A 17,441-nucleotide genomic window follows, 5' to 3' on the forward strand; every position below is an offset into this window, starting at 1 on the left:
CGCATGTAGCATGCATTTCACATTAAGGCCGGAATTCGTCCTATAAGCGGTCCCATAGGGACATGCCAAGCCGGAGTTGCCCGCCTCCGGCCGAAAAGATCGAGGACCGATCCCGCCATGCTTCGTTCGTCTTCCGCCCTTGCCGCCATGCTTGCCATCGCCTTGCCATCGGCTGCGTCCGCCGCTTCGCCGCAGTCTTTCAAGGGCGAGTACACGGTCTCGTTCCTCGGCCTGTCGATTGCGAAATCGACCTTTTCCAGCCGCTATGAGAACGGCGTCTATTCGATCAACGGCAGCGTCTCGGCGGCGGGTCTCGCCAGGCTGTTCGACGACACGCGCGGCACAATCTCGTCCAAAGGCACGATTTCAGGCCAGAAAATGGTGCCGCAGGCGTTTCGCGCCGACTACACCTCCGGCAAGAAGGCGTCCGCTATCGACATCCGCTTCGCCAATGGCAATGTGACCTCGACGCAGGTCATCCCGCCGCCGGGCAAGCGCGACCCCAACAACTGGGTGCCGCTCGGCGCCGGCGATCTGGCATCGGTGCTTGATCCGATGGCCGCGACCGTCATCCATGCCGACAGTCTCGACAAGGTCTGCGGCCGCACCGTGAGGCTTTACGACGGCGAGATGCGCGCCAACCTGACGCTGAGCTATGCTTCGAAAGGAACGATCTCGGTGCCGGGCTACAAGGGCGATACCGTCACCTGCCGAATGGGTTTCCAGCCGGTGGCAGGTTACCGCAAGGGGCGTAAGGCGCTCAACTATCTCAAGGATAAGAGCCGGATGATGGTGACGTTTGCGCCACTCGGCCAAACCGGGGTATATGCGCCGATCCACGCCACGGTTGGAACGCAGATCGGCACCTTGACCATCAGCGCCAGGCGTTTCGAAGCGGTACAATAGGCACGCTCTCAGGATAGAAGAGGGCGCGCCACGGGAGACGGAATGGCGCGCGCTACACTGATCGGCTTTTCGGCGGTCGCCATGTGGGCCCTGCTGGCACTGCTCACGGACGCGTCCGGCAAGGTGCCGCCGTTTCTTCTGTCGGCAATCACATTCTCCATCGGCACCGGGGTCGGGCTTGTCGCTCGGCTGTTCATGCCATCCGCCGACAAGAGCCGGAAGATCCCGCCGCAGGTCTGGCTGGTCGGCATTGCCGGCCTGTTCGGCTACCATTTTTTCTATTTCACGGCGCTGCGTAACGCGCCAGCGGTGGAGGCAAGCCTGATCGCCTATCTGTGGCCGCTGCTTATCGTGCTCGGTTCGGCGCTGATGCCGGGCGAGAAACTGGCCTGGAACCATGTCGTCGGCGCGTTTCTCGGTCTTGCCGGCACGGTGCTCATCGTCACCAAGGGCGGCGGCCTCGCCTTCGATGCGCGCTACAGCTTCGGCTATGCCATGGCCGCCGTCTGCGCGGTGCTGTGGTCGTCCTATTCGCTCCTGTCGCGGCGCTTTCCCTCGGTGCCGACCAGCATCGTCACCTGGTTCTGCGCGGCGACCGCCGTACTGTCGCTCGTCTGCCATCTGGCGCTGGAACAGACGGTGCTGCCTGATGGCGCCGGCCAGTGGCTGGCCGTTCTTGGGCTCGGCCTGATGCCGGTGGGCGCGGCCTTCTACGCCTGGGACATCGGCGTCAAGCGCGGCAACATCCAGGTGCTGGGTGCGGCAAGCTATGCGGCGCCGCTGCTGTCGACGCTGGTGCTGATCGCGGCCGGCGTCGCCGAGCCGTCGCTGCGCATCCTCGCCGCCTGCGTGCTCATCACCGGTGGCGCGGCCCTGGCGGCAAAATCGCTGTTCCTGCGCAAGCCGGCGGCGGCCGAGAGCGGAGCCAAGGCATCCGAGAGCGGAACCGGGGTATCCGAAGGCGGAGCCCGGGCATGACGATGCCGTTTGCCGGCGGCATCGACGCCAATGCCAATGCGACGCTGATCTTCTCACTGGTGGCGGCGGTGATCTACGCCTTCACATCAGGCACGTCGCCGACGCTCGCCCGCTCGGCGGCAAAGACGCTCGCCGTCGCCATGCTTGCCGTGCTCGCCGCAATGCAGGGCGGCCCGCTGATGCTGGTCGCCGCCCTTGCGCTCAGCGCGGTGGGCGATGCCTTCCTGTCGCGCGATGGCGAAAAGCCGTTTCTCGGCGGGTTGGCGAGTTTTCTCGTCGCCCACATCATCTACATCGTGCTGTTCCTGCGCAGCGGCGGCGGGCTGGATGTGCTTGGCGCCGAATCCTGGCGGGGCGCGACCGCACTGGCAATGGCGGTGTTCGCGATCGTCATGCTGGCCGCGCTCTGGCGCCGCGTCGGTCCCGGCCTGCGTCTTCCGATCGCCGTCTATGTCGTGGCAATCCTGGCGATGGGCATGGCGGCGCTGACGACAGGCAACGCCTGGGTGATTGGCGGCGCCGTGCTGTTCATGGCATCGGACGGGCTGCTCGCCACGGAAAAATTCCTGGTGGCGGCCGTCTCGCCGCATCGGGCGTGGATGCGTTTTGCGGTGTGGGCCTTGTACTATGCCGCCCAACTCGCAATCACACTCGGGTTCCTGCTGGGCTAAAGGCGCGTCGGCTGCCAGCCCGGTTCAGCCAGTTCGAAGGCGGCGAAATCAAAGCCCGGCGCGACCGTGCAGCCGACCAGGGTCCATTCGCCCAAGCTGCGCGCCGATTGCCACCAGCCCGCCGGCACGACGATCTGCGGCCGTTCGCCCGCCGCGAGGTCGATGCCGAGAACCTGCTCGATCAGGGCACTGCCTTCTTCCCACATCGACAATGCTAGCGGCGCACCGGCATGGAAATGCCAGACCTCGGCGGCGTCCTTGACCCGGTGCCAAGCCGAAACCTGACGCTGCTCCAGCAGGAAATAAATGGCGGTCGAATGGCCGCGCGTGCCGCCGGCTTCATCGCGAAAGGTCTGCGTATACCAGCCACCCTCGGGATGCGGCTTCAGTCCGAGCGTCGCGATGATTTCCGCTGAGCTGTTCATCGAAGGCTAAAGCGCGTCGCGTTGAAACGGATCGATGCGGCGCGTTTTAGGTCCTTGTTTTTTTAGTATGTCGTTTCCCAAAACCAGGTCACTTTTGGGCGGCATGCATAGCACGGCGCTCAGAAATTGTCCTTGCGCTTGCGGATCTCGGCGAACACCTCGGCATCTCCAGCCCTTTCCATACCGAGATGCTTGCGAATCGCCGGATCGTGCCAGCGCAGGAAAGGATTGGTCGACAATTCCTCGCCGATCGTGGTCGGCAGCGTCGGCTTGTTGTCGACGCGCAGCGCCTCGATCCTGGCGGCGCGCTCCTTCAAAGCCGAATTGGTCGGGTCGACGGTCAGCGCGAAACGGGCGTTGGCGAGCGTGTATTCGTGGCCGCAATAGATTGTTGTGGCAGCAGGAAGTGCGGCAAGTTTCTTTAGCGATTCGTACATTACCGGCGGCTTGCATTCGAACAACCGCCCGCAACCCAGCGCAAACAGCGTGTCGGCTGTGAACGCCACCGTCGATGCCGGCAGATAATAGGAGACGTGGCCGGCGGTGTGGCCGGGGGTGGCGATCACGTCGATGCGTTCATCGCCGAGATGAATCACGGAACCCTCTTCGACCGTTTCGTCGATGCCGGGAATCTTGGCTTTTTCCGCCTCCGGGCCGACGATGCGCAGCTTGAAGCGCTCCTTCAGCGCCAGATTGGCCTCGACGTGGTCGAGATGATGATGCGTGGTCAGGATCATGGTCGGCGTCCAGCCGGTGCGCTTGATCGCTGCCAGGATCGGCGCTTCTTCGGGCGCGTCGATGATCGCTGTCTGTCCGCTTTCGGGATCATGCACCAGAACGCCAAAATTGTCGGTGCGGCACATGAACTGTTCGATTTCGACCGCCATCGCATCTCTCCATTTTGTTGCCGCAGACATAGGGCGCCGGCGCGCCGATGTCATGTGGGAAGCACCGAACAAAATCCGCGATCCCAGACGCCTCGGGACCTTTTGTTGAATCCGGCCGATATCACGGCTACATCCCTGAAATGCATTCCGACATCGTCGATCTTCGCTCCTTCTATTCGACAACGCTCGGCCGGTTCGCCGAGCGCTCGATCACCATGGCGCTGTCGTCCATATGGGCCGCCGTGCCCAATGAACGGCTGGTCGGCCTCGGCTATACTTTGCCCTGGCTGGAGCGTTTCGGCGTCGATGCTGAACGGGTCTTCGCCTTCATGCCGGCGACGCAGGGCGCAGTGGTCTGGCCGGCGACGGGGCCGACGGCGACGGCCCTGGTCTTCGACGAGGAACTGCCGCTGGTCGATTCCTGCATCGACCGCATGCTGCTCGTCCATTCGCTCGAACATGTCGAAAATCCGCGCGAGACGCTGAATGAGATCTGGCGGGTGCTGTCGCCGGCCGGCCGCGTCGTCATCGTCGTACCCAACCGGCGCGGCGTCTGGGCGCGCTTCGAGCATACGCCGTTCGGCAATGGACGGCCTTTCTCACGCGGACAGCTGACGGAATTGCTGCGCGAGGCGAATTTCACGCCCGCGGCCTGGTCGGATGCGCTGTTCTTCCCGCCGTCGCGGCGGCACTTCATGATGCGCTTCCACAATGTGCTGGAGCGCGTCGGCCGGCGGCTGTGGCCGATCTTTTCCGGCGTCATCGTCGTCGAGGCGCAGAAGCGGCTCTATCAGGGTGTCCCGGTGGTCCAGCGCGCATCTCGCCGCGTCTTCGTGCCGGTGCTGTCGCCGCATGGTGCGACGCGGCTTGGCCGCCGGGCCGGCGCGGAGGGTGCAGCCTCGCCGGCTCGCCGGGTGAAACCCTCGTGATCATGGTAGAAACGCGCGCCGCGCGACCTTTCCCGGCCTATCTGTCGTGGTCAATGCGCAGCCTGGTTGATATTCGGATGCCTTCGGTTTTCTTCATCTGGTTTCAGCGTCGCTTCTGAACGCAAGGACATTGGGTATGGCTGATCAACCAGACAACGCTGTCCACTCCCGGCCGGTGGTTGCGGCCGTCGAAACCAGCAGCCTGCGAGACCAGGTGATGACGATCAAGCAGGCGCTGGTGGGATCGCCGGTTCGCAAGTGGCTGCTGTGGACTTCGGTCGGCATCATGGCCGTCATCATCGCGACGTCGGTTGGCCAGGTCCTGCTCAACCGCTGGAACCAGCCCTTCTACGACGCGCTGGCGCGCAGGGACATGGCGGCCTTTCTGCACCAGCTTCTTGTCTTCGCAATGATCGCTGGCGGACTTCTGGTGTTCAATATCGGCCAGACGTGGCTTAACCAGATGATCCGGCTGAGGCTGCGCGAGGCGTTGACGCTGGACCTGATCGATCAGTGGATGCGGCCGGCGCGCGCCTTCCGGCTGGCCAATGCCGGCGCCATCGGGGTCAATCCCGACCAGCGCATGCAGCAGGATGCGGCGCATCTTTCCGACCTGTCGACGGATCTCGGCGTCGGCCTGCTGCAGTCGCTCATCCTGCTCGTGTCTTTCGTTGGCGTGCTGTGGGAGCTATCTTCGGGCTTTGTGTTTCACGTCAACGGCTGGTCGCTGGCCATACCGGGCTACATGGTCTGGGCCGCGTTCCTCTATGCCGGCACCGCCTCCTGGCTGAGCTGGCTGGTCGGGCGACCGCTGATCCATCTCAACAGCGACCGGTACACAAGGGAAGCGGAGCTGCGCTCCTCGATGGTGCGAGTCAACGAGAATGTCGATGCCATTGCGCTGTACCATGGCGAGGCCGACGCCAAGCGGCGGCTCGAACTCGACCTTGGCACGGTGCTGGGCGCCATGCGGCGCATCTATACCGCCCAGATCAACCTGTCCTGGGTGACCGACACCTATGGCTGGATTACCTTGGTGGCGCCGATCCTCGTCGCCTCACCGGTATATTTTTCGGGCGATATCAGCTTCGGCGGGCTGATGATGGCGGTAGGCGCCTTCAACCAGGTCCACTCCTCATTGCGCTGGTTCATCAACAACATCGGCAGCATCGCGGATTGGCGCGCCACGCTGATGCGTGTCGCCGACTTCCGCATCGCGCTCGTCGAGACCGATGCGCTGCATGGCACGGAAAAACGCATCACCTTCAGTGAGAACGCGAATGGCAGCATGACTTTCGAGAATCTCCAGGTGGCCTCGCCGGAAGGATGCGCCAAGCTTGCCGACCAGCATGTCGAAATCCGTACCGGCGAACGTGTGATGATCACCGGCGAGCCGGGCGCCGGCAAGACGCTGTTCTTCCGTGCCATTGCCGGCCTGTGGCCTTGGGGAAGCGGGAAGATCGGCATGCCGGCGGGAGAAGCCCCCATCTTTGTGCCGCGCGTCCCGTATTTTCCGGCCGGCACGCTGCGCGAGGTCCTCGATCATCCGAACGGGGTTGCTCCGGCCAGCGATGCCGAAATTTCGGCGGTGCTTGCCGAAGTCGGTCTCGGACGACTGTCGTCTTCGCTGGATCGGTCGGCCCGCTGGGAGCGTGAGCTAGGCGATGACGAACAGCGTTCGCTTGCCTTCGCAAGGCTCGCCTTGCGCAAACCGAAATGGGTCATCATTGACGAAGCGATGGACGCGTTCGATGGCCCCACGCTGAGGCGGGTGTTGTCGGTGCTGGAAAAGCATTTGCCGGAAGCGGCCATCCTTAACATCGGGCGCGGCCAGCACAACAATCAGTTCTTTCCGCGCGGCTTGGCAATTGTGAAGGATTCCGGCGCGCCTGCGCTGAAGCCTGCCCGCGTCAGGGCTGGCGCCATCGAACCGCCGCCTGTCGCCACCCGCCGCAAGAAGTAGACTGCTTTCGGACCTTGACCGGTAGGTTCGCGGAGACGCCTTGTACATGTCGTTGCCCCAAAGTCCGCTGGTCGTTTTGGGCGAGAGGCAATCAGGCAGGTCGGGCGCCAAAGGTGTCGCGAAACTCGTTGTAGAGATCGCGGCGCCAGCGCCGGCCACAGACATAACCGTTGACTAGTTCCGGCAGCGAATAGCCAAGCGCCTTCGACGAGCGGTTGGCCATGTAGCCCTCGAATGCCTCCGGTATCCGGCCCCTGAGAATATCGGCAATGATCTGCCGCGAAACCATGTAGGGCGGGATATGCGGATAGGCGTGGGCGATATACGGATGCTTGTCCATCAGGTTCGCATAGGCTTCGACATAGCCGCCGCGACGGCGCGAAATCGAATTCTGCGAATTGTATTTCGTCCAGTCGATATCCCCGGACAATTGCGCGCCGCACCGCCGCGCCAAGCGCAGCAGCAACTCCCGGTCCTGCATCCTGGTGATGTCGCTGTCATAGCCGCCGATTGCCAGCAAGGCCTCGCGGCGGGCGGTTATCGCGGAACCGGCGAGGAAGATCGTCTGCGCCACGAGCGTCCGCTCGAGCATCATGGGGCTCACGAAGGCCTCGGGGTTGACGCAGTTGGTGGCGCGGCCGCTCTTCACGGAAACATATGAGCTGATCAGCACTTCGAGCGCCGGATCTTCATCGAATCGGGCCAGGGTGCGCGCAAGCCGATGCGGCAGGTAGACGTCGTCGGAATCAAGGAATGTCACCACCGGTGCCCGCGCACGCTCGATTCCAGCATTCCTCGGCGTTGGCGCCTCGCCATTTCGCGCCGACATAGATCAGCCGCGGATCGCTGATGCGGGCCAGCGCCTCCTCCGTGCCATCGGTGGAACTATCGTCGACGACGATATGCTCAAGCTTCGGCATGCTCTGGGAAAGCACGCTCTCCACGGCACGCAACACCGTGTCGCGCCGGTTGTGGGTCGGCGTGATGACCGTGATGAGGGGAGAGCACTCCATCTTCCCGGTCATGCCGCGTCAGCCGGTTCCAGCGCAAAAATGCGCGTCCTGTCTGTTCCTTCGATCTTCAGGATGGTCGAATGGATCGGATGTCCCCTTCCGTGACCTTCATCGTATTCGTTCGAAGGGTACAAAAACCAGCCGCCCATGTCACCCCATCGCACCGAGGCTCAACCCATGAGGAGTGATGAATTCCGTGCCGAGCGCTTCAAGTGCAACACCATCGCCGCCCGGCATGTTTGCGAACCGCCGATACGAAGATGTCGCTGCCTGTCGCGGATCGCCTCTATTCTCCATGACGTCAGAGGTAATCGCTTCGCCGTCGATGTTGGGGCAGATTGGTCCTTGCGAGGCCGGTCGCTGGCCTCGACCAGAGGGAGTTATGTCATGACCGCCTATGCTGTTGCCCATATGCGCCAAGTCAAGATGGGGCCGCAGATCGCCGAGTATCTGCACAGGATCGATGCCACGCTGGAGCCTTTCGGCGGCCGGTTCCTCATGCATGACGGCGATGTGGAGGTGGTCGAGAACGACTGGCCGGGCAACCTCATCATCATCGAGTTTCCCGACAGGCAACATGCGCGCGGCTGGTACGACTCGCCCGCCTACCAGGCGATACTGTCGCTGCGCACCAACAATTCTCAATCCGACGTGGTGTTCGCCAACGGCGTCGAACATCCGCACAGGGCCACGGATGTCCTGGGATAGGAACGATTGCGGTTGCTGTTTGGTGCCGTCGGTTTTGGGCGTGAATGCATTCATTCACCCGCAAAGTCGGGCAGAACTTCAATCTCGTCATGGACGAGACCCACGGCCAAGCTGAACTGGCCCCAAAATGCCAAACTGTAGAATGCCAGGCCGACAAGCAGAGACATTGGAATTTGCCAGACCGGCATTCCCGTCTGCCGGGCATGCCGTACGACGCGCCGTGCTGTACGCCACGACATGGTCAGCCACCGGCTGAGCGACTTTGCGATCCGGCGGCCACGATGGGAACTCCCCAGTTCTCTAAATTTCCGGTCGGCATCGCGGCCGGTCACCAATGCGCGCCAGCGGAAGAATCGCCAGCCGCGCGGCGGGTGATGATAGACGCGTGCATTGGCGCTGACGAGTTTGTGGCCGTCGCGCTCAAGCGCACGCATCAGGAGCGTACAGGAAACCTTGAAACCATTGTTTTCGGGAAAAATCCGGTCACGGCGAAAAGCCACGTTGTTGGCGTTTATCGCCCGTTTCAAAGCAAAACGCGTGTCCTTTTGCGCCATTGGGAAAAACCAGATCAGCGCAAACGTTCGCGACATGAAGTCGTCGTAGTAAAGGTAGGTGTAACCATTTACGGCGACGGTCGCTGGATCTTGAAATGGACCGAGCATGGCCGAGAGCCATCCAGATTCCACAACCGTATCGGAGTCTGTAAAAATGACGACATCGCTGTCGGTTGCTGGAATGCCGTTGTTCTTAAGATCGTAGTACCGTCGGCCTGGGCATGCGGCGAAGATCAAGTCGGCAACCTGCTCCAGCTGCGATGCCGCGGATGCGATATTGCTTCTCAGCAAAAGTGTGTCCGCATCGTCTCCGCCGTGGGAGAAAACGACCTGTGGCCTAGCAAAACCCAGCGAAGAAACAGCGCCGATTTCGCGCGCCAAGGCAGTCAGCCCGACGCTGACCTCTTCGAGATCGACCGACCTGGCGTTCTCCATTTCCAGGACCAGGCAATAGCTCAGGGAATTTAGCGGCACGTTCCAAGAGATCCCATTACAGCGTCAAGAATTCAAGCAACCTCTTAGGAGCACGAAGAAATCCAGATATCAACCATTATCGTTTCAGCAAAAATATTGCCTGCTGGCCGAAGAAATTCCAGAACCACCAGGGCATCGACAGGCCGATCCTCTGGCCGTTGGCGTCGAGCGCGGTTGCCTTTTCCACCGTCGCGCCGAGTTCCTCGCATAGATTGACGAAGTCACGGATGGTGCAGAAATGGATGTTGGGCGTGTCGTACCAGGAATAGGGCAGGTCCTTGGTCACCGGCATGCGGCCCTTGACGAACAGCGACAGGCGCACCCGCCAGTGGCCGAAATTGGGGAAGGAGACGATCGCCCGGTTGCCGATCCTGAGCAGTTCGTCGAGCACCAGCTTCGGGTTACGGGTGGCCTGCAACGTCTGCGACAGGACGACGAAATCAAAACCCTTGTCCGGGTAGAATTCGAGATCCTTGTCGGCATCGCCCTGGATGACGGAGAGGCCTCGCGCCACGCATTCGTTGACACCACGCTGCGACAGTTCCAGCCCGCGGCCGTCGATCTGTTTGGTGTCCTGCAGGAGTTCGAGCAGCGAGCCGTCGCCGGAGCCAACATCGAGCACCCGCGATTGCGGGGGAATGAGATTTGCGACGACCTCGAGGTCAACGCGCTGCGTACCGTTGACAGTCATGGATTGAGCCCCCTGGCGCGCGCCGCCGAGCCGATAAAGCCGTTGATGGCCGCGAACAGTTCCGGCTCGTCGAGCAGGAAGGCGTCATGGCCGCGATCGGTCTCGATCTCGACGAAGGACACCGAGGCGCCGGCGGCGTTGAGCGCATGCACGATGGAGCGGCTTTCCTCGGTCGGAAACAGCCAGTCAGACGTGAAGGACACCAGGCAGAAGCGAGTCTTGGTGCCGGCGAAAGCGTCCGCCAGCCTACCGCCATGGTCGGCGGCGATATCGAAATAATCCATCGACCGGGTCATGTAGAGATAGGAATTGGCATCGAAGCGATCGACGAAGGTCATGCCCTGGTGGCGCAGATAGCTTTCGATCTGGAAGTCGGCATCGAAGCCGAAGGTCAACGCTTCGCGGTCCTGCAGGTTGCGGCCGAATTTTCGGTGCAGGGCGGCTTTCGAGAGATAGGTGATGTGGGCGGCCATGCGCGCCACCGCCAGCCCCTTTTCCGGGCGTTTGCCATAGTCGAAATACTTGCCGCCATGCCACTCCGGATCGGCCATGACGGCCTGGCGGCCAACCTCGTGAAAGGCGATGTTCTGCGAGGAATGGCGGGCGCCGGTGGCGATCGGCAGCGCTGCAAAGACGCGCTCGGGATAGCTCGACGCCCATTCCAGCACCTGCATGCCGCCCATAGAGCCGCCGAGCACGCAGAACAGTTTCTCGATGCCGAAATGGTCGATCAGCATCTGCTGCGCACGCACCATGTCGCGAATGGTGATGACCGGCAGGTCGAGCCCATAGGGTTTCCCGGTGGCGGGATTGGTCGAAGCCGGGCCGGTGGAGCCCAGGCAGCCGCCGATGACGTTGGAGCAGATGACGAAGAAACGGTTGGTGTCGATGATCTTGCCGGGGCCGATCAGCACTTCCCACCAGCCAGGCTTGCCGGTCACCGGATTGGTGTTGGCGACATGCTGGTCGCCGGTCAGCGCGTGGCAGACGAGGATGGCATTGGAGCGGGCATCGTTCAGCTTGCCATAGGTCTGATAGGCGATCTGGAACGGCGACAGCAGCGTGCCGGCGTCGAGCTTGAGCGGCTTGTCGGGCCCGAAACGCAACACCGGGCTCGACGGCTGATCGGCCTCGTTGTTGGTCTTTCCTGCGCGCTGAGCGGCCATCACGTCTCTCTTGCTGCATCGTGCGTTTGCGGAAATCGCTGCCGATCCGCCCGCCGCCGATACGTTCGTCCGGCCGGTCACGGACAACAAAAAACCGGCATTGCCTTCGCAAGCCGGTTACATCACGCAAACGGCCCTTTAGCGAATTGTTTAACGTGGCTGCAAGCCGACCGGCCAAATCACCACGGAAGTTCGCTGCTCTTCTAGAACTCGCCCGCCTTGCCGTCAATGCCGGCCGCTGGCCCCACTGCCACCTCTCGACATTGCGGCCCATGGCTTGTATTTCCGCTGCGGCTTCCGGGTGGAGGCATTTCGACGGATTTTGCAAAAAATGAACCAGACACCGGATCAGGCACGTCCAACCCCGCGCGCGGGCATCATGGACATCGATGCCTATGTGCCCGGCAAGAGTACCGCACCCGCCGGTGTCGCCAAGGTCCACAAGCTGTCGTCGAACGAGAACCCGCTCGGTCCGTCGCCGAAGGCGATCGAGGCCGCGCGCGAGGTGGCCGCCAGGCTCGATATTTATCCGGACGGCACCGCGAGGCGGCTGCGCGAGGCGATCGCCGAGGTGCATGGGCTCAACCCCCAGAACATCATCTGTTCCAACGGCTCCGACGAGATCCTCGGCCTGCTGGCGCAGACCTATCTGGCGCCAGGCGACGAGGCCATTTTCACCGAACACGCGTTCATGGTCTACAAGATCTACATCCAATCGGCCGGCGCCACGCCGGTCGTGGTCAAGGAAACCGACGAGCGCGCCGACATCGATGCGATGCTGGCCGCGGTCACGCCGCATACCAAAATCGTGTTCCTCGCCAATCCCAACAACCCGACCGGTACCTATGTGCCGTTCCAGGAGGTGCGCCGCTTGCATGCCGGCCTGCCAAGGCATGTGCTGCTGGTGCTCGACGCGGCCTATGCCGAATATGTTCGCCGCAACGATTATGAAGCCGGCATCGAGCTGGTCGGCAGCGCCGAGAACGTGGTGATGACCCGCACCTTCTCCAAGATCGGCCTGGGTGGAGCACGGATCGGCTGGATGTATGGCCCCATGCACATCGTCGACGCCATCAATCTCGTGCGCGGTCCCTTCAATGTCAACACCACCGCGATCGAGGCCGGCATCGCCGCGATCCGCGACCGCGCCCATATCGAGCGCAGCGTTGCGCACAACGAGACCTGGCTCGCCTGGTTGACCGAAGAGATGACCGCGCTTGGGCTGCGGGTGACGCCCAGCGTCGGCAATTTCCTCCTCATTCATTTCCCGGACGACCAGAAGCATTCTGCGGCGGCGGCGGACGATTACCTGACCGCGCGCGGCTATATATTGCGGCGCGTTTCCGGCTACGGCTTCCCCAACGCGCTGCGCATGACTGTCGGCACCGAAGAGGCCAATCGCGGCGTCGTCGCCGCGCTCACGACATTTCTGAAAAGCTAGAGCACCATGACATCACCGATGTTTGAGAAGATCGCGCTGGTCGGCATCGGCCTGATCGGCTCGTCGCTGGCCCGCGTCATCCGCCGCGAGGGGCTGGCTCGCCATGTCGCCATCTCGACGCGCAGCGTGGCCACGCTCAAGAGGGCCGAGGAACTGGGCCTCGGCGATTCCTACACCACCGACGCGAAGGAAGCGGTCCGCGACGCCGATCTGGTCATCGTCTCGGTGCCGGTCGGCTCATCCGGCGCGGTGGCGCAGGAAATCGCACCGGCCCTGAAGGCGGGTGCGATCCTCACCGATGTCGGCTCGACCAAGGCCTCCGTCATCGCGCAGATGCAGCCGCATATCCCTGACGGCGTCCATTTCATCCCCGGCCATCCGTTGGCGGGTACCGAAAAATCCGGGCCGGATGCCGGTTTCGCCGATCTGTTCGACAACCGCTGGTGCATCTTCACGCCCCTGCCGGGCACCGATGCGGATGCGCTGGAACGGCTGTCGGAATTCTGGCGCCGTTGCGGCGCCAACATCGACACGATGGACCCGCAGCATCATGACATGACGCTGGCTATTGTCTCGCATTTGCCGCACATCATCGCCTACAACATCGTCGGCACTGCCGACGATCTGGAATCGGTGACCAAGACGGAAGTGATCAAATATTCCGCCTCCGGCTTTCGCGATTTCACGCGTCTGGCCGCCTCCGACCCGACCATGTGGCGGGACGTGTGCCTTCACAACAAGGATGCCATCCTCGAAATGCTGGCGCGGTTCTCGGAAGATCTGGCGTTCCTGCAGCGGGCGATCCGCTGGGGCGACGGCGACAAGCTGTTCGACCTGTTCACCCGAACCCGTGCCGTGCGCCGCTCGATCATCGAGGCCGGCCAGGATATCGACGCGCCCGACTTCGGGCGTCAGGCGGTCGAGCACCCGGCGAAAACCTAGCAGGTTCTCAGGCTTGGGCGGGCCAGTGGGCCGCCATCATTGCCAGCGTCTCGGTTCGCTCCGGTGCGCCCAGCCTGCCGCCGAAGCGCTGGCATTTGAGCGCGGCGGCCGCGCTGGCAAAGCGCAGGGCGTTCTCTATCGGCATGACTTCCGCCAGTCCCACCGCAAAGGCACCGTGAAAAACGTCACCAGCTGCCAGTGTATCCACCACTTTGACCTTTGGCGTCGCGACATGGCGAACAGTTCGGGTCGAGCGGTCGAACCACCAGGTGCCTGCCGCGCCGCCGGTGACGGCGACAAAAGCATCGGTACGCGAGGCCAAGTCGGCGCAGGCGGTCTCAGGGTCGAGCGCGTGCCCGCAGACGATGCGCGCCGCCGGCTCGGAGGCGACGATATGCGAAGCCAGCGGCAGCATCTGCTCCAGCACCGCCAGCGGTGCTGTATCGGCGTCGAGAATTGCCGGGAGGCCGGCAGCGCGCGCCGCCGCAAGGGCAAGTGCCGCCGCACCCGGCCAGCGTACGTCGACCAGCACGGCATCGAATGCCGTGACGTCCGCGAACGGCAGGGCCAATGGATCGGCTTGGGCCCGGCTGTCATAGAACGGCACGATGATGCGCTCGCCATGCGCGTCGACAAGGATCGATGCCAGTGCCGAGCGGGCGCCCCTGACGCGGCGCACATGGCTGCAATCGACACCTTCCGCCTCGATCCCCGCAATCAGCTGATCGCCGATCGGATCGTCGCCGGTGCTCGCCCACAACGACACCTCGGCGCCGAGGCGCTGTGCGGCACAGGCAGCGCTCGTGGCCATGCCGGAGGCGATCTGGACGCCATCCGAAGCGATGAACTTTCCCTGATGCACGGGCAGCGCCTCGACACGCAGGATCGTGTCCAGCGTCAGAGCGCCGACACTCAGGAGCTTCACGGGTCTTGCCATCGAAGCTATTGCACCGGCTTGATCTTGCCGAGCGGGATGAAGCCGAGAGCGGCCTTGCCCTTGACCACCTTCAGCGGCATCGACGGTTCCTTGCCGAGCAGAGCGAGAGCGGCAAAGCCCTGTTCGATGGCGTTCTTCTGTTCGGGTATGGCGCCGGCAAGAATGGTCGCCACGGCTTTCGGATCCTTGATCCTGATCATCAGATCGGCGTCGACCAGGCCTTCGGCATCCACCGACAGCGGCCCCGACACGGTAACCCGCGCCGTGCCTGACGACAGGTCGAGGCTGCGGATCTCGACCCTCTGACCGCGCAGGCTCTTCACCTGCGTTCCGATCAGCGCGACACCATTCTTCAGCGTGGCGTCGCCGCTGGCATCGAGCGCCGGCAGCACGCGCCCGCCAATCGCGTCGGGGTCGATCTCGAGATCGGTGAAGCTGCCGACATAGTCGACGTCCTGACCGTTCGGCTGCAGCTGGCCTGACGCCTTGCCGGCGCTGAACAGTTCCACCGGATCGGTGTCGTCGGCCGGATCGGTTTGACCGGACAGGCCCTCCGCCTGCAATGCGACGCGCCGTGGCAGCGGCCATGACAGTCTGACGTTGGCCTGCAGATTGTCCCAGTCGATCCACAGCGGCACCATGCCGGGGACAGAGGTCCTGAGCGGACCGCGCAGATCGGCGCTCGGCGATAGGGGCTGGATGATCTGCGCGGCGGCATTGAAGGAGCCAGACGAGGCCGCGATGTTCTTGGCGTCGTCCTCATAGGCCAGATTGTCGCAAGAGACGGCAAAGCTCAGCGGATAGCCACTGACCTGGAGGTTGGCGCAGCCGGCCTGGATGCCGCTCTTGTTGAGCGTGGCGACCGCCTTGTCGGCTTCGGTCCTGACCCTGTTGGCCAAATAGAACCAGCCGGCGCTGTAGATGGCGAACAGCACAAAGATGAACGCCACGAGCCAGAACAGGCCGCGGCGGGACTTTGGTCGGCGGTCGTCACTTGACGTCATGCTTTGGCTCTCGTTAACGCATGGGTATGGGTGGACGGACCTTCGATTCCGACAACACCAGACAGAGACGAATAGGTAGACGGAGACGGTCGGAAAAAACACCGTGTTCCGGTGCGGCATTGCCATTCTTTTTGCGATCAGGCGCGGCGATATGGGCGATTTTTGGGTGTTTGGCTACGGTTCGCTGATCTGGCGACCGGGTTTCGCGCATGTCGAGACGCGGCGCGCGCAGCTGCATGGCTATCGCCGCTCGCTCTGTGTCTACTCCTTCGTCCATCGCGGCACGCGCCAGCGGCCCGGACTGGTGCTCGGTCTCGACCATGGCGGTTCCTGCGTCGGCCTTGCATACCGTGTGCCCGGCGATTTGCGCGACGAGGTCATTGCCTATCTGCGCGAGCGCGAACTCGTCACCAGCGTCTATCTCGAGCGTACGCTCAAGATTCGGCTCGACGGCGGCGATATGGTCGAAGCGGTTACCTACATCGTCGACCGCAAGCACGAGCAATATGCCGGTGCGCTGGCAGCCGCCGATGCGGCGGCCGTGGTGCGCGGCGCGGTCGGTCAATCCGGCAACAACGAGGATTATGTCTTCAGTACGCTGAAGCATCTGGAAGCGCTGGGCATCCGCGATCATTGGCTGGAGGATGTTGCGCATCAGGTAGCGCCTTTGTGAGCCTTGGCTTGGCGGAAAAAGGCCGCCAGGCCTTTGACCTCGATGGGTCAAGACCTAGGTTAGGCTCCGAACCCTCGGCCCGCGGGCGACATCCGCCCCGTCCCCAACATCACGGAGATCCGTCTTGCAGAAACGCCGTCTCGGTCGCACCGACCTTTCCATCGCGCCGCTTGTCCTGGGCGGCAATGTCTTCGGCTGGACCGCCGACGAGAAAACCTCTTTCGACCTGCTCGACCGCTTCGTCGGGGCCGGACTCAACGCCGTCGATACGGCGGACGCCTATTCGCGCTGGGTTCCGGGCCACAAGGGCGGCGAGTCCGAAACCATCATCGGCAACTGGATGAAAGACCGCGGCAACCGTGACAAGGTCGTGGTGGTGACCAAGGTCGGCTCGGATATGGGGCAGGGCCACAAGGACCTCTCCGCCGCCTATATCGAAAAGGCCGTCGAGGCGTCGCTGGAACGCCTGCAGACCGATGTCATCGATCTTTATCTGTCGCACTGGCCGGATCCGACCACGCCCTATGAGGAAACCCTCGGTGCCTATGAGAAGCTGCTCGCCAAGGGCAAGGTCCGCCATATCGGCTGCTCCAACCTCGATGGCGGCCAGTTGCGGGCGGCACTCGATGTGGCGAGCCTGCGCGGTCTGCCGCGCTATGAGGTGCTGCAGCCGGAATACAATCTCTACGATCGCTCCTCGTTCGATGGGCCGCTACGCGATTTGTGCGTGGCCGAGGATATCGGCGTCATCACCTATTTCAGCCTCGCCAAGGGTTTCCTGAGCGGCAAGTACCGCAGCGAGGCTGATCTTGGCCAAAGCCCCCGTGGCGGCGGAGTGAAGGACTACCTCAACCCGCGTGGCATGCGCATCCTTGCGGCACTCGACGCGGTATCGGCCAGGCATTCGGCCAAGCAAGCGGAAGTCGCGCTTGCCTGGGTTATCGCGCGGCCAGGCGTCACCGCGCCGATCGCCAGCGCCACCAAGCCGAGCCAGATGGACAGTCTGATCAAGGCTGCGTCGCTGAAACTGACCGCCGACGATATCGCCGAACTCGACAAGGCCAGCGGCTGAAGCTTCC

The 17,441-nt window shown here is 63.0% G+C and carries 19 protein-coding genes and 1 riboswitch; of the genes, 10 read left to right on the forward strand and 9 right to left on the reverse strand.

Features of this window, described 5'->3' with window-relative positions:
* Positions 1-117: 117 nt before the first annotated feature.
* Genes FJ938_RS04920 through FJ938_RS04930 form a run of 3 tightly spaced genes read left to right on the forward strand, consistent with a single transcriptional unit; the run spans position 118 to position 2,555 of the window.
* Positions 118-906, forward strand: coding sequence for a DUF3108 domain-containing protein (locus FJ938_RS04920; protein ID WP_140691673.1), 789 nt, complete (start codon positions 118-120; stop codon positions 904-906).
* 42 nt (positions 907-948) lie between these two features.
* Positions 949-1,884, forward strand: coding sequence for an EamA family transporter (locus FJ938_RS04925; RefSeq protein ID WP_140691675.1), 936 nt, complete (start codon positions 949-951; stop codon positions 1,882-1,884).
* On the forward strand, positions 1,881-2,555 hold the full coding sequence (locus FJ938_RS04930) for a lysoplasmalogenase (protein ID WP_140691677.1): 675 nt from the start codon (positions 1,881-1,883) through the stop codon (positions 2,553-2,555). The genes FJ938_RS04925 and FJ938_RS04930 overlap by 4 nt, the downstream gene beginning before the upstream one ends.
* Here the strand turns inward: FJ938_RS04930 and FJ938_RS04935 are convergent.
* Complete coding sequence (locus tag FJ938_RS04935; protein ID WP_140691679.1) at positions 2,552-2,980, reverse strand: cupin domain-containing protein; 429 nt, start codon at positions 2,978-2,980, stop codon at positions 2,552-2,554. The genes FJ938_RS04930 and FJ938_RS04935 overlap by 4 nt on opposite strands.
* Before the next feature lie 119 nt (positions 2,981-3,099).
* Positions 3,100-3,867 carry a hydroxyacylglutathione hydrolase gene (gloB, locus tag FJ938_RS04940; RefSeq protein WP_140691681.1) on the reverse strand — a complete coding sequence of 256 codons (768 nt, stop codon included), beginning with the start codon at positions 3,865-3,867 and terminating at the stop codon, positions 3,100-3,102.
* Positions 3,868-4,007: 140 nt separating this feature from the next.
* Here gloB and FJ938_RS04945 point away from each other — a divergent pair, with 140 nt between their 5' ends.
* Positions 4,008-4,796, forward strand: a complete 789-nt coding sequence (locus FJ938_RS04945; RefSeq protein ID WP_140691683.1) for a methyltransferase domain-containing protein — start codon at positions 4,008-4,010, stop codon at positions 4,794-4,796.
* Between the two features lie 136 nt (positions 4,797-4,932).
* A complete protein-coding gene (locus tag FJ938_RS04950; protein WP_140691686.1) occupies positions 4,933-6,759 on the forward strand; it encodes an ABC transporter ATP-binding protein/permease in 1,827 nt (608 codons plus the stop codon).
* Positions 6,760-6,850: 91 nt separating this feature from the next.
* On the opposite strand, the gene FJ938_RS04955 is transcribed toward FJ938_RS04950, so the two are convergent.
* Together FJ938_RS04955 and FJ938_RS30235 are read right to left on the reverse strand one after the other, a co-directional pair.
* A complete protein-coding gene (locus FJ938_RS04955; protein WP_281409091.1) occupies positions 6,851-7,519 on the reverse strand; it encodes a glycosyltransferase family 2 protein in 669 nt (222 codons plus the stop codon).
* Positions 7,506-7,784 carry a glycosyltransferase gene (locus FJ938_RS30235; RefSeq protein ID WP_281409092.1) on the reverse strand — a complete coding sequence of 93 codons (279 nt, stop codon included), beginning with the start codon at positions 7,782-7,784 and terminating at the stop codon, positions 7,506-7,508. The genes FJ938_RS04955 and FJ938_RS30235 overlap by 14 nt, the downstream gene beginning before the upstream one ends.
* 375 nt (positions 7,785-8,159) lie before the next feature.
* Between FJ938_RS30235 and FJ938_RS04960 the strand changes: the two genes are divergently transcribed.
* Positions 8,160-8,480 (forward strand): DUF1330 domain-containing protein, encoded by a 321-nt coding sequence (locus tag FJ938_RS04960; RefSeq protein ID WP_140691688.1) that lies wholly within the window; start codon positions 8,160-8,162, stop codon positions 8,478-8,480.
* A 50-nt stretch (positions 8,481-8,530) separates the two neighbouring features.
* On the opposite strand, the gene FJ938_RS04965 is transcribed toward FJ938_RS04960, so the two are convergent.
* The 3 genes from FJ938_RS04965 to FJ938_RS04975 form a co-directional block, all read right to left on the reverse strand.
* Entirely contained in the window at positions 8,531-9,469 is a 939-nt protein-coding gene (locus FJ938_RS04965; protein WP_140691690.1) for a glycosyltransferase family 2 protein, read from the reverse strand.
* A 115-nt stretch (positions 9,470-9,584) separates the two neighbouring features.
* Entirely contained in the window at positions 9,585-10,199 is a 615-nt protein-coding gene (gene metW / locus FJ938_RS04970) for a methionine biosynthesis protein MetW (RefSeq protein WP_140691692.1), read from the reverse strand.
* Complete coding sequence (locus FJ938_RS04975; protein ID WP_140691694.1) at positions 10,196-11,365, reverse strand: homoserine O-acetyltransferase; 1,170 nt, start codon at positions 11,363-11,365, stop codon at positions 10,196-10,198. The genes metW and FJ938_RS04975 overlap by 4 nt, the downstream gene beginning before the upstream one ends.
* Positions 11,366-11,483: 118 nt before the next feature.
* A riboswitch (SAM riboswitch) is annotated at positions 11,484-11,561 on the reverse strand.
* A gap of 135 nt (positions 11,562-11,696) precedes the next feature.
* On the opposite strand from FJ938_RS04975, the gene hisC reads away from it, so the two are divergent.
* Positions 11,697-12,806: a histidinol-phosphate transaminase gene (gene hisC, locus FJ938_RS04980; RefSeq protein WP_140691696.1), complete on the forward strand. Its 1,110-nt coding sequence runs from the start codon at positions 11,697-11,699 to the stop codon at positions 12,804-12,806.
* A gap of 6 nt (positions 12,807-12,812) precedes the next feature.
* Positions 12,813-13,748, forward strand: coding sequence for a prephenate/arogenate dehydrogenase family protein (locus tag FJ938_RS04985; RefSeq protein WP_181169007.1), 936 nt, complete (start codon positions 12,813-12,815; stop codon positions 13,746-13,748).
* 7 nt (positions 13,749-13,755) lie between these two features.
* Here FJ938_RS04985 and FJ938_RS04990 read toward each other — a convergent pair whose 3' ends face one another.
* Positions 13,756-14,685 (reverse strand): sugar kinase, encoded by a 930-nt coding sequence (locus FJ938_RS04990; RefSeq protein ID WP_140691701.1) that lies wholly within the window; start codon positions 14,683-14,685, stop codon positions 13,756-13,758.
* 5 nt (positions 14,686-14,690) lie between these two features.
* Positions 14,691-15,689 (reverse strand): DUF2125 domain-containing protein, encoded by a 999-nt coding sequence (locus tag FJ938_RS04995; RefSeq protein WP_140691703.1) that lies wholly within the window; start codon positions 15,687-15,689, stop codon positions 14,691-14,693.
* 151 nt (positions 15,690-15,840) lie between these two features.
* Between FJ938_RS04995 and FJ938_RS05000 the strand changes: the two genes are divergently transcribed.
* Positions 15,841-16,362, forward strand: coding sequence for a gamma-glutamylcyclotransferase (locus tag FJ938_RS05000; RefSeq protein ID WP_140691705.1), 522 nt, complete (start codon positions 15,841-15,843; stop codon positions 16,360-16,362).
* Between the two features lie 124 nt (positions 16,363-16,486).
* A complete protein-coding gene (locus FJ938_RS05005; RefSeq protein WP_140691708.1) occupies positions 16,487-17,434 on the forward strand; it encodes an aldo/keto reductase in 948 nt (315 codons plus the stop codon).
* Positions 17,435-17,441: the final 7 nt, after the last annotated feature.

It is taken from the genome of Mesorhizobium sp. B2-4-14 (assembly GCF_006442155.1).
Taxonomy (GTDB): domain Bacteria; phylum Pseudomonadota; class Alphaproteobacteria; order Rhizobiales; family Rhizobiaceae; genus Mesorhizobium.

Coding starts and splice junctions, on each gene's coding strand:
- FJ938_RS04920 (WP_140691673.1), top strand. CDS start 118: ATGCTTCGTTCGTCTTCCGCCCTTGCCGCCATGCTTGCCATCGCCTTG.
- FJ938_RS04925 (WP_140691675.1), top strand. CDS start 949: ATGGCGCGCGCTACACTGATCGGCTTTTCGGCGGTCGCCATGTGGGCC.
- FJ938_RS04930 (WP_140691677.1), top strand. CDS start 1,881: ATGACGATGCCGTTTGCCGGCGGCATCGACGCCAATGCCAATGCGACG.
- FJ938_RS04935 (WP_140691679.1), bottom strand. CDS start 2,980: ATGAACAGCTCAGCGGAAATCATCGCGACGCTCGGACTGAAGCCGCAT.
- gloB (WP_140691681.1), bottom strand. CDS start 3,867: ATGGCGGTCGAAATCGAACAGTTCATGTGCCGCACCGACAATTTTGGC.
- FJ938_RS04945 (WP_140691683.1), top strand. CDS start 4,008: ATGCATTCCGACATCGTCGATCTTCGCTCCTTCTATTCGACAACGCTC.
- FJ938_RS04950 (WP_140691686.1), top strand. CDS start 4,933: ATGGCTGATCAACCAGACAACGCTGTCCACTCCCGGCCGGTGGTTGCG.
- FJ938_RS30235 (WP_281409092.1), bottom strand. CDS start 7,784: ATGACCGGGAAGATGGAGTGCTCTCCCCTCATCACGGTCATCACGCCG.
- FJ938_RS04960 (WP_140691688.1), top strand. CDS start 8,160: ATGACCGCCTATGCTGTTGCCCATATGCGCCAAGTCAAGATGGGGCCG.
- FJ938_RS04965 (WP_140691690.1), bottom strand. CDS start 9,469: ATGGAGAACGCCAGGTCGGTCGATCTCGAAGAGGTCAGCGTCGGGCTG.
- metW (WP_140691692.1), bottom strand. CDS start 10,199: ATGACTGTCAACGGTACGCAGCGCGTTGACCTCGAGGTCGTCGCAAAT.
- FJ938_RS04975 (WP_140691694.1), bottom strand. CDS start 11,365: ATGGCCGCTCAGCGCGCAGGAAAGACCAACAACGAGGCCGATCAGCCG.
- hisC (WP_140691696.1), top strand. CDS start 11,697: ATGAACCAGACACCGGATCAGGCACGTCCAACCCCGCGCGCGGGCATC.
- FJ938_RS04985 (WP_181169007.1), top strand. CDS start 12,813: ATGACATCACCGATGTTTGAGAAGATCGCGCTGGTCGGCATCGGCCTG.
- FJ938_RS04990 (WP_140691701.1), bottom strand. CDS start 14,685: ATGGCAAGACCCGTGAAGCTCCTGAGTGTCGGCGCTCTGACGCTGGAC.
- FJ938_RS04995 (WP_140691703.1), bottom strand. CDS start 15,689: ATGACGTCAAGTGACGACCGCCGACCAAAGTCCCGCCGCGGCCTGTTC.
- FJ938_RS05000 (WP_140691705.1), top strand. CDS start 15,841: ATGGGCGATTTTTGGGTGTTTGGCTACGGTTCGCTGATCTGGCGACCG.